Raw genomic sequence first — 10,525 nt, 5'->3', positions numbered from 1 at the left:
ATGGGATTTCACCATCGCCCCCGTTCCCTCCGCTCTCGCCGCCGCAAGGTCGCAGCCTTACGAGCCCTCCATGCGACGAGACGGATTTATTATGGGGCCGTTTGACCCCGTGGATGGGAGAGGGGCGACATAAATCGGCAAGCGGTTGAAATCGCTGCGGATGGACCAGCGGCATTGCGATGGCTGAGCATCGTCTCCTCCCCATTCATGGGGAGGTGGCTTGACGCGCAGCGGAGAGACGGAGGGGCTCTTCCCGCATCGCAGGCGCTTAAGCGGCGTCTAGAACCCCTCCACCGCTTCGCGGTCCCCCTCCCCGCCAGGCGGGGAGGAGACAGTGTTGTGGTCAGGCGTGCGTCTGGTCCCAATACCGAACCGCATCGGCGTCGCGGGCCGAGAGGTCGGGGTAGGCCGGGTCGGAGCCGACGTCGGGGACGCGGCGCCAGGAGCGGGCGCACTTGGGGTGGTCGGCGACAGCGACCGTGACCGAGATGGTTTCGCCTTCGACAAGATCGGCGCCCGAGGTGCGGAAAATTTCGGCCGCGTCGAGGCCTTCGAACGGGGCGAAGGCGGAGGCCGGGGCGGTGACGGTCGGCCACGCGTCAAGGGCGCCGCCGATCAGCTTCTCACGGCGGGCGGCTTCAAGCGATTCATTGACCACTTCGAGAACCGTATTGATCGCCGCCCAACGCTCGGCCTCAGCCGGATTACGCCATTCGGCCGGGGTGTCGGGGATGACCCGCGCGCAGTTGGAGCCGGCGTCGGGGAAGCGCGTGGTCCAGGCCTCTTCCATCGTGAAGGGCGTCAGCGGGGCCAGCCAGGCGGTGAGGCGCATGAAGACTTCGTCCATCACCGTGCGGGCGGCGCGACGGCGCAGGCTGTCGGGGCGGTCGCAGTACAGGGCGTCCTTGCGGATGTCGAAATACAGGGCCGACAGGTCGCCGGCGCAGAACTCCAGCACCGGACGGACGACGTCCTGGAAGCGGTATTCGCCGTAAGCCGCACGGACCTGAACGTCCAACTCGTGCAGGCGGTGCAGGACGAACTTCTCAAGCGGCGGCATCTGGTCCAGCGGCAGGCGTTCGGCCTCATCGAAATCGGCCAGGGCGCCCAGCAGATAGCGGACGGTGTTCCTGAGCTTGCGATAGGCGTCGACCGTGGTCTGCAGGATCTGTTTGCCGATCCGCTGGTCGTCCGAATAGTCGACCAAGGCGACCCACAAGCGCAGGATGTCAGCGCCGGATTCCTTGATGATGGTCAGGGGGTCGGTCGTATTGCCCTTGGACTTGGACATCTTCTCCCCCTTCTCGTCGAGGGTGAAGCCGTGGGTCAGGACCGCCTTGAACGGGGCGCGGCCGCGCGTGCCGCAGCCTTCCAGCAGGGACGACTGGAACCAGCCGCGGTGCTGGTCGGAGCCTTCCAGGTAGAGATCGGCGGGCCAGTGGGCGGGACGGTCGCCGGTATAGCCGTTTTCCGGCAGGCGCGGGTCGAGCGTGAAGGCATGGGTCGAGCCGGAATCGAACCAGACGTCCAGGATGTCCTCGACCTTTTCGTAGCGGGCCGGGTCGTGGGCGCCCAGGAAATCGCTGTCGGGCGCGGTGAACCAGATGTCGGCGCCGTGTTCGGCGACGGCCGCGACGATGCGGGCATCGACCTCGGGGTCATGCAAGGGCTGGCCCGTCTGTTTGTCGATGAACATGGCCAGAGGCGTGCCCCAGGCGCGCTGGCGGCTGACCAGCCAGTCGGGACGGCCCTCGACCATCGAGCGGATGCGGTTCTTGCCGGCGACGGGATGGAAGGCGGTGGCGTCGATGGCGTTCAGTGCCGTCTCGCGCAGGGTGTCGCCGCTCTTCAAGGGTTGATCCATGCGGATGAACCACTGGGGCGTATTGCGGAAGATGATCGGCGCCTTGGAGCGCCAGCTGTGCGGATAGGAATGCTCCAGTCGTCCGCGCGCCAACAGGTTGCCGGCCTCGATCAGCTTTTCCATCACCGCGCCGTTGGCGGGACCGAACTTGCCGGTCTTCTTGCCCTCGGTCTCAAGCACCTTCAGGCCCGCGAACAGGGGGACGCCGGGGTAGTAGGCGCCGTCGGGATCGACCGTATCCGGCACCTCGTGATGACCGTGGGCCTTCCAGACCTCGAAGTCGTCAGCGCCGTGGCCGGGCGCGGTATGGACGAAGCCGGTGCCGGCGTCGTCGGTGACGTGATCGCCGGCCAGCAGGGGCACGGAGAAGCCGTAGCCGCTGTCGAGCGCGGCCAGCGGGTGGGCGGTCTCTAGGCCCGAAGGATTGATGTCATAGACGCGGGTCCAGGCGGCGATCTTGGCGGCCTTGAACACCTCCTCGGCCAGCTTGTCGGCCAGGATCAGGCGGTCGCCGGGCTTGGCCCAGGGCGCGAACTCCAGGCCTTCCTCCATGGCCGTGACCTCATACAGGCCATAGGCGATCTCGGGGCCGTAGCTGATGGCGCGGTTGGCCGGGATGGTCCAGGGCGTGGTCGTCCAGATGACGATGGACGGGGTGCTGGAGCGGAAGGCCAGCAGGTCGTCGGGATGGTCGTCCGACATGGCCGTGACCGGGAACTTGACCCAGATCGTCGGACTGACGTGGTCGTGATACTCGATCTCGGCGTCGGCCAAAGCGGTGCGCTCGACCGGCGACCACATGACGGGCTTGGAGCCGCGATAGAGCTGGCCCGAGTTCTTGAACTTGTGGAACTCGGCGACGATGGCGGCTTCGGAGGTGAAGTCCATGGTGGCGTAGCGGTTGGCGAAGTCGCCGACGATGCCCAGCCGGTGGAACTGGTCCTTTTGCAGGTCGATGTATTTGCCGGCGTATTCGCGGCAGGCGCGGCGGAACTCGTCCTTGGACACCTCATCCTTGCGGCGGCCCTTGGCGCGGAACTGCTCCTCGATCTTCCACTCGATCGGCAGGCCGTGGCAGTCCCAACCGGGGACGTAGTCGACATCGTAGCCCAGGAGGAACCGGCTGCGGACCACGAAGTCCTTCAGCGTCTTGTTCAGGGCGTGGCCGATGTGGATGTCGCCGTTGGCGTAGGGCGGACCGTCGTGAAGGACGTAGAGGGGGGCGTTCTGCTGCTGCCGCTCGGCGCGCAGGGCGCCGTAAAGGTCGCCCCACTGTTCCAAGATGACCGGCTCCTTTTGGGGCAGGCCGCCGCGCATGGGGAAGGGCGTCTCGGGCAGGAAGACGGTGTCACGATAGTCGCGGGCGGTGGATTCAGAGGTATTTTCGGGGGCGTCGGCCATTGGTCGTCTCGGCGTCTTGAAAAATAGGTCGCTGTCTTCGTTCGCCCGATCATCAGGGCGGTCTTCCCGGCGTGCACGGGGCCATCAGGCCCAGGAGCGCTACGCCGGGCGGCTAATCGAAATCAGGCGAATGGAGACGCGGACGGTCATTGTGCGGGCGGTCTAGCAGACGGATGCGGCATTGCGCCATCCCGAAGCGCAGGCCTCATCAACGGAAACGAAAGGCTTTTGCGGTTTTGTGACGGGAGGATCGGCCGGAATCTTGTTCGGCCGACACGATATTCGCTTGGGAGTTCCCGCCGATGCGGCTGCGGATCACGAAATGGATGCTGGGCCTGGCGGCCGGTCTCGCCGTCTCGGCGGGCGCCGGAGCCGCGCTGGCGCAATGCACGTCCGGCTGTCAGCCGCCGCCCTGCACGTCGTGCGAGCCTCCGCCTCCGCCTGAGCCGCCGCCCTGCAACGGCGGTGGAAACTGCGGTCCCGGCGGCGGTGGAAACTGGAACGGCAACATCAACACCAACGTCAATGTGAACGTGAACCTTGGGGCGAGCGCCAATGCGAACGCGGGCGCCGGGGCCAACGCCAACGCGGGCGCGCGGTCCTACGTCAACGCGCGCGCCGGCGGGTTCTCGGGCAGCTTCGGCGGAGGCGGCGGCGCGGCCTATGTCAGCGTCGATCAACCCTATCCGACCACCATCCAGGGCCTGGCCGTCGAGGGCGTGATCGCCCAGACCGTGCGCACCCCCTACAGCGCCTTCCGCAGCATGATGAAGCGGGTCGTCATCCAGGCCGTCTGCATCGACGACCGCCAGGTGCCGCACCCCGCCTCGCAGGTGCGGCCGGATCGCGAGATCGCAGAAGGGTTCGAGGGCGAGCTGTATCGCTGCCTGTCGGGCACATGGCTGCAGGCGACCATCGCTGACTACAATGGCGACATCAGCTTCGATCACGGCACGACCCTGACCTGCCGCAAGCATGAGGCGCTGTGGTACGGAACGGGCGGCAAGCTGGAATGCCGGCCCGAGAAGCCCGAGCGGGATTGCAACGAGCGTTCGCTGCTGCGTCGCTACGGCGCCGGGATCAAGATCCTGACGATGTATCGCGAAGAGGAATACACCGAATACCGCGAGGAACAGGTCGAGAGCGCGACCGTGCTGACCGGGGTGATCACCCTGGACGGCGGCGTCGGCGGCCGGGTCTTCTGAACCGGACCTAAACACGCCCGTTCAGCCGCCGATCAGGCGGGACATGAGATAAGGCGACCGTCGGCTCTCCGTCGACGATCCTGACGACTGGCCCCGGTTCGCGAGAACCGGGGCCTTTTTCGTGGGCGTTACTGGGCCGCCGGCTGAGCCGTGACGGTGGCGCGCCAGGCGCTGTCGGACTTCAGATACTGGCGAGCCAGGGCCTGAAGGTCGGCGGCGGTGACGGCTTCCAGGGTGGCGATCTGGTTGCGGGTCTGGTCCAGCGTCGCCGGATCGCTCTGGGCCTGCGACAGTTGGGTCAGCCAATAGCCGTTGTCGGCCATGCTGCGACGGATGCGCTCGACGGCCGGGCGACGGGCGCGGTTCAGTTCGTCCTCGCTGATCGGATTGTCGCGCAGGTCGGCGGCGATGGCGTCCACGGTCTCGAACAGCTTGGGCAGGGCGGCCGGCGGAGTTTCCGCAGTCACCGAGATGAAGCCGTAGCCAGGATAGGTGTCCGAGGCGGTCGAGCCAGCGCTGGGCGAATAGGCCAGGCCTTGCTTCTCGCGGATTTCATCGTTCAGGCGCAGCTGAAGCACGTCCGACAGAATCGACAACTGACGCGCGGTCTTGCGATCCTCGACCTGGTCGGTGGTCGGCCAAGCGACGAAGCCCAACGCCTGTTCGGCGGGTCCGGTGTGATACAGCTGGACTGGTGTGGCGGTCGGGGCCGGGAACTTGCGCACCGTCGAGCCGGCGGGCGGTGTGGGCGCCTGACCGCGCGAGGGCAGGGCGCCGAACGTCGAGCCGACGGCGGCGATGACCGCGTCGACGTCGACGTCGCCGACGACGGTGATCTCGACCGGACCTTGGGCCAGGGCCGAGCGAACGCCCGAGCGGATGTCGTCGATCTGGATCGCGGCGATCTGTTCGGCGGTCGGGGTCGTCTCACGTGCGTCGCCGCTGGCCAGCAGGCCCGAGGCGTCGCGTTGGAAGACGCCGCGCGGCGTGGCGCCCAGCTGGGCCAGGATCTGCGGGAACATGGCCTTGGTCTGTTCGAACGAGGCGCCGCGCAGACCCGGATCGGTCAGGTAGGCGGCCAGGACCTGAAGCTCCAGCTGGAGATCGGCGGGCTTGGTGGCGCCGGCAAAGATATAGGCGTCGCCGGCCTGATTAACCGCGGCGCTATAGGTGCGTCCGCTGAGGACGCGGTTCATTTCGTCCAGGCTGAGCTTACCCAGACCGCCGGGGGCCAGGACGGTGCTGGCCATCGACAGGGGCGACAGGGCGTCGGCAGGCAGGCCCAGTTCGCCAAGACCGGTGCGGGCGCTGACCAGAATCTGGTCGGCGCGGAAGTCGGTCTTCTTGATGTTCAGCAAAGTGCCGTTCGGGAAGCGAACCAGGGTCGCGCCCAGATCTGCGACTTCGGAACGGGCGGCGGGGACCGCCGGGGCGCCGAAGTTGTCATAAGGCCATTTCAACTCGGCCTCGGCGGCGCGGGCCTGAACCGGCGTATTGCGCGAGGCCTCCAGCGCAGCGGTGACGGCGGCCTCGCCGCCCTCGACCGGGACGGGGGAGCTGAACAGCAGCAGCGGGCCCTGGCCCTCGAACACCGCCTTGGTCGCCTGATTGACCTGGTCGACGGTCAGGCCTTCGACGGCTTTGTTGAAGAGATCGAGGTTGGTCTGGGGCGAGCTGAAGACCTGGTCGTCGTTGACGGCGCCCAGGAGGCCGGTCGCCAGGGCCGGGGTCGAACGGGTCGCGGCCGAGGCCACGGCGTTCTGAAGCGCGGTGCGGGTGTTGACGATCTCGCGCTGAAGCTCGGCGTCGCTGACGCCGTATTCTGCCAGACGACGGCTTTCCTGCTCGACGCTTTCCAGCGCACGCTGCCAGCCGCCGGGATTGAAGGCGACCGACAGGGTGCCGGCGTCCAGGCTGTCGAACAGCGACTGATAGCCGGCGCCGGCGCCGATGAAGGGCGGGTTGTCGGCGCGGGCGATCTCGCCCAGGCGACGGTTCAGCACGGCCAGACCCAGGCCGCGACGGACGTCGGCGGCGCGCTCGGCGGCCGTGTCGGGGCTGAGGTCCGGGGCCTTGATCCAGTTGATCTGGATGGAGGACTGAATGCCCGGCTCGACCAGGATGCTGGTCTGCGGCTGACGCGGGGCGACAGTGCCCAGGTCGGGCTCCGGACCATCGGCGGCGGTCGGCTTCCAATTGCCGAAGGCCGCGCGGACCTTGGCCTCCATCGCATCCACGTCGAAGTCGCCCACGGCGATGAAGGTGGCGCGCGAGGGGCGATAGTAGGCGTCGTAGAAGTCGACGAAGCGCTGGCGCGGCGCGGTGCGGATGATGTCGAGGTCGCCGATCGGCAGGCGTTCCGACAGACGCTGGCCGGGCGCCAGAAGGCCGAGCTGGGTCTTCAGCACGCGCAGTTGCGGCGTGTCGCGGGTCCGTTCTTCGCCGACGATGACGCCGCGTTCGGAATCGATGGCGTCCGGCGCCATCAGGGCCGCCGACATCATCTCACGCAGGATGTGCAGGCTGGGATCGACCGTCTCGTCCTTGGTGTTGGGCAGCTCCAGCATATAGGCGGTCTGGTCGAAGCTGGTGAAGGCGTTGGTGTCGGCGCCGAAGGCCAGGCCCAGGCGCTCGAGGATGCGCAACATCTCGTTTTCCGGCACGTCCTTGGTGCCGTTGAAGGCCATGTGCTCCATGAAGTGAGCCAGACCCTTCTGATCGTCGCGCTCCATCAGCGAGCCGGCGTCAATGCGCAGGCGGAACGAGGCCTGCCCCGGAGGCGTCGCATTGTGCAGCAGGGCGTAGCGCATGCCGTTGGGCAGCAGGCCGTAACGGACGGCCGGGTCGGCGGGAATGTCGCTGGCGGCCTGGGCCCAGGGGGCGGACGGCGCGACCTGACCGGCGGCGGCCGCAGCGGGCGGCGCAGTTTGGGCGAGAGCAGGGGCGGCGAACGCCCCGGTGGTCAGGGCCAGTCCCGAGACGGCGACAAGCAGTAGATGACGCGCAGAACGCATAGTATCACTCCGAAACCGCAACCCCCGATGGCGCGATGCCGGATGTGTAAAGTGTGCTTGCCTTCGCCACAAGCGGGGCTGGCGAACCTTACCGACTTGTCATGTTCGGATCAGCCGCCGGGGCGGCTGATGTAGAAGCTGGCGCTGTTGCCGACGGCGTTGGCGCCCACCACGGCTGTGCGTCCGGACGAGACCGTGGCGTTGGTGGTCGCGGTGACATTGCCGCTGTTGGTCTGGTTGTTGTTGACGTTGACGTCGCCGCCGCACTGGGAACAGGCATAGCCCGTCACCGCATTGCCGACGGCGTCGGAGCCGACATAGGCGTCATAGCCGTTGACGCCGACATAGGTCGCGTTGGCCTCGACCCCGCCGGTGTTCAACTGGGTGTTGTCCAGCTTCAGATAGATGTCGTTGTTGCCGGCGACGGTCTCGTTGGCGACGCTGCGGGCCGCCAGAACCGTCTGGCCCTGGAGGTTGGTCTGGACGCGGGCGTCGGCGCGGACGCGGCCGGCGTTCGCCTGGTCCGTCTGGATCAGCATGGAGCCGCCGGCGTTGGCGGTGATCGCCTGATTGGCCCCGGCGTTGGCGCCGACCGTCAGGTCCCAGCCGTTGTCGACATAGACGTCGGTGCGCGCCTCGGTCGTCGAGGCGGCGTTGGACTGACGAATAGCCAGATCCTGGTGCGAGGCGCCGGCCGTATTGGTCTGGACCGCATTGGCGACGGCCTGGGACGAGAAGGTCGCAGGCGCGGGGATGTATTGAACGTCGGCGACGGTCTCGGCGAAGACGGTGGTCTGGGCCCTCTGGTCGATGACGCCGGTCAGGGACGAGGAGGGGCCGCCCAGGGCGACGGCGTTGGCGACGGCGGTGCTGGTCGCGAAACCACCCTGCAGGACGCGGCCGTTCGGCGCCTGAACATAGGTTCCGGCCTCGACCCGGTCGCCGGTCGCGGACTGGCTCGAGTCCACGGCGAAGGTTGCGCGATCGGTGGTAACGCCGAGATAGTTGCCGCGCGCGGTCGTATCGACGCTGAGTTGGCCGTCGGCCTCACCGTTCACGACCCCATTGCTGCGGGCCACGGTGGCGCCGGTCATCGACTGGCGCGAGACCAGGCCGGCGGAGGCGGCTGTGACCCCGCCCGCAAGCGCATTGCCTTGGGCGTTTGTGCTGACGGTCACCTGATCGACGGACAGGTCGATATCCACCAGGCCGGTGACATCGCCAGTCTGCGTCTGGGTGCTGGAGCAGGTTTCGCCGGCTTGCGGATCGCAGGTCGGCGTTTGCTGGGCGCTCGCCTCAGTGGCGAGTGCGGCGAACGTCGCCGTCGCGGCCATCATGCCAACGAGACGGATCGGCGCGGGTCTGGCCATTGTTGGTGTCCTGAGTGGGATAGGCCGGATAATAGCCGCCGGTCGGGCCGACCGTGGAATCGCCGAGCGGATCGTTGGCGGGGTTCAGGCAGATTTCGGGGCCGGGCGCGCCATAGAGGTTGGCCATGAACTCGACCGTGGCCCGTTCGACCAGGGCGCGGACCGCCAGTTGCGTCGGCTCCATCCCGCCCGTGCCAGCCGAGATGTCGAAGACGTTGCCGTTCAGGAAGTCGAAGACGCCCGCCGAGATTTCGCGGCCGATGATCTGCTTTTGATAGGAGACGACATCGACGACCTCGAGCGTGGTCGTCTGGACCAGGCGCAGATCCATGGCGATGTTCATCACATAGACGCGGTGGTTGACGATGCCCGAGCCGGGGCGGTTGCTGTCGACCTCGCCGCCGGCGATGTCGAAGCCGCCGGAACGGATGTTGTAGTTCACCTCGGTGATGCCGCCGACGACATAGAAGTCCGAGCCCGGCACCTGACCGGCCAGGATGCGGCGGTATTGCGTGTCTTCGGGGCCCTTGGCGTCGGGAGCCTGGTCGCCGATCAGCTTGTTGTTGGCGTAGCGCAGCTCAAGCTCGGACACCGAGGTGTCGTAGCGTTCGACGATGCGGGCGCCGGCCTTGGCCAGCGCCGAGTTGGCCATCAGGGAGGCGCCGCCGGTGATCTGGCGGCCGCCGTCGGACGACACCGTGCCGGTGTAGTCGCTGATCCGGCCCACGGCCATGCGCGGCGAGGGCAGGTTGTAGCGACGGGCGTAGTCGGCCAGGCAATACAGCGCGGCGGAATAGGGCGTGGGGTTTGCGGTCACCGGGGCATTGCCGATCGGCGTCGCATATTGACCCGACGGACCCGCGACCGGGCTGACGCAGCCGGCGAGCAGAAGGGCGACGGCCGAGACGGCGGCGGACCCCTTGATAAGATGACGGCGGCTCATGGCAGGTTGATATTCCCGTTCAAGGCCGTACCGGCGTTGATGGCGCCGGTATTGGTCTGGGTCGAGTTGACGATGACGGTGTTGCGGCTGCCTTGGACCACCACGTTCAGCTGATTGCCGATGGCGGTGGAGCCGCCGATGGTCGTGCCGCCGTTGCTGGACGCGCCCGCGCCGGCATAGGCCGAGGCCGCGCCGCCGGACTGGCTGGAATAGGATGAGGCGCCGGACTGGATGATGCCGTTGACGATCAGTCGGTTGCCGTTGGCGTCACGCGTATAGCCGGTCGCGGCCGTATTGGCGGCCGTTCGCGCGCCGCCATAGCCCTGCTGGAAGCGCGCAGCGCCGCCCGAACCCGTCGACTGCGCGATCGCCGGCACGCTTGCAGCGGCGGCGAAAGCCATGACGGCGGTGGATACAAACAGCCTCTTGGCGGGCATTTCGGGCTTCCTCGCGCACAAACGAACGCCGGACCACGAGCGTGATCCGCACCCCAACCTGCATTAAGGTTATTAAGAAGCGCTTGATGCGACGCGGGTCACTGAGCATTTGTGGCGTCATGTCAGATGCATCCGGTCGATTCGATCCGCCGAACAGCCGCCCGGCGCGAGAGCCGATGTTCAACGTGCCGCTGGTCGTGCTGCTGATCGCGGTGTCGATGCCGACACTGTATCTGTTCCAGCGCGACCTTCCCGACATGGGCATGAGCATGGCGTTCGCGCCCATTGATC

General features: G+C 67.3%; 6 protein-coding genes. 1 reads left to right on the top strand and 5 read right to left on the bottom strand.

All coding sequences use genetic code 11. The features are described 5' to 3' along the window. Window positions 1–343 precede the first annotated feature (343 nt). A complete protein-coding gene (gene ileS / locus RT123_RS14205; RefSeq protein WP_313009809.1) occupies window positions 344–3,265 on the bottom strand; it encodes an isoleucine--tRNA ligase in 2,922 nt (973 codons plus the stop codon). Between the two features lie 302 nt (window positions 3,266–3,567). Between ileS and RT123_RS14200 the strand changes: the two genes are divergently transcribed. Then, a complete protein-coding gene (locus RT123_RS14200) occupies window positions 3,568–4,470 on the top strand; it encodes a hypothetical protein (RefSeq protein ID WP_235559236.1) in 903 nt (300 codons plus the stop codon). 128 nt (window positions 4,471–4,598) lie between these two features. Here RT123_RS14200 and RT123_RS14195 read toward each other — a convergent pair whose 3' ends face one another. The 4 genes from RT123_RS14195 to hfaA form a co-directional block, all read right to left on the bottom strand. Continuing rightward, window positions 4,599–7,484 carry an insulinase family protein gene (locus RT123_RS14195; RefSeq protein WP_313009806.1) on the bottom strand — a complete coding sequence of 962 codons (2,886 nt, stop codon included), beginning with the start codon at window positions 7,482–7,484 and terminating at the stop codon, window positions 4,599–4,601. Between the two features lie 110 nt (window positions 7,485–7,594). Continuing rightward, window positions 7,595–8,854, bottom strand: coding sequence for a holdfast anchor protein HfaD (gene hfaD, locus RT123_RS14190; protein WP_313009804.1), 1,260 nt, complete (start codon window positions 8,852–8,854; stop codon window positions 7,595–7,597). Next, on the bottom strand, window positions 8,781–9,797 hold the full coding sequence (hfaB, locus tag RT123_RS14185) for a holdfast anchoring protein HfaB (RefSeq protein ID WP_039247049.1): 1,017 nt from the start codon (window positions 9,795–9,797) through the stop codon (window positions 8,781–8,783). The genes hfaD and hfaB overlap by 74 nt, the downstream gene beginning before the upstream one ends. After that, window positions 9,794–10,234, bottom strand: coding sequence for a holdfast anchoring protein HfaA (hfaA, locus tag RT123_RS14180; RefSeq protein ID WP_039247052.1), 441 nt, complete (start codon window positions 10,232–10,234; stop codon window positions 9,794–9,796). The genes hfaB and hfaA overlap by 4 nt, the downstream gene beginning before the upstream one ends. Window positions 10,235–10,525 lie beyond the last annotated feature (291 nt).

It is taken from the genome of Brevundimonas vesicularis (assembly GCF_032067225.1).
Classification (GTDB): Bacteria; Pseudomonadota; Alphaproteobacteria; order Caulobacterales; family Caulobacteraceae; genus Brevundimonas; species Brevundimonas vesicularis_F.
Note: the sequence above shows the minus strand (reverse complement) of the source record. Positions and strands in the feature narration are given on the sequence as shown.

Bases quoted from the DNA above. Each gene is read 5' to 3' on its own strand.
- ileS (WP_313009809.1), bottom strand. From the start codon at position 3,265: ATGGCCGACGCCCCCGAAAATACCTCTGAATCCACCGCCCGCGACTAT.
- RT123_RS14200 (WP_235559236.1), top strand. From the start codon at position 3,568: ATGCGGCTGCGGATCACGAAATGGATGCTGGGCCTGGCGGCCGGTCTC.
- RT123_RS14195 (WP_313009806.1), bottom strand. From the start codon at position 7,484: ATGCGTTCTGCGCGTCATCTACTGCTTGTCGCCGTCTCGGGACTGGCC.
- hfaD (WP_313009804.1), bottom strand. From the start codon at position 8,854: ATGGCCAGACCCGCGCCGATCCGTCTCGTTGGCATGATGGCCGCGACG.
- hfaB (WP_039247049.1), bottom strand. From the start codon at position 9,797: ATGAGCCGCCGTCATCTTATCAAGGGGTCCGCCGCCGTCTCGGCCGTC.
- hfaA (WP_039247052.1), bottom strand. From the start codon at position 10,234: ATGCCCGCCAAGAGGCTGTTTGTATCCACCGCCGTCATGGCTTTCGCC.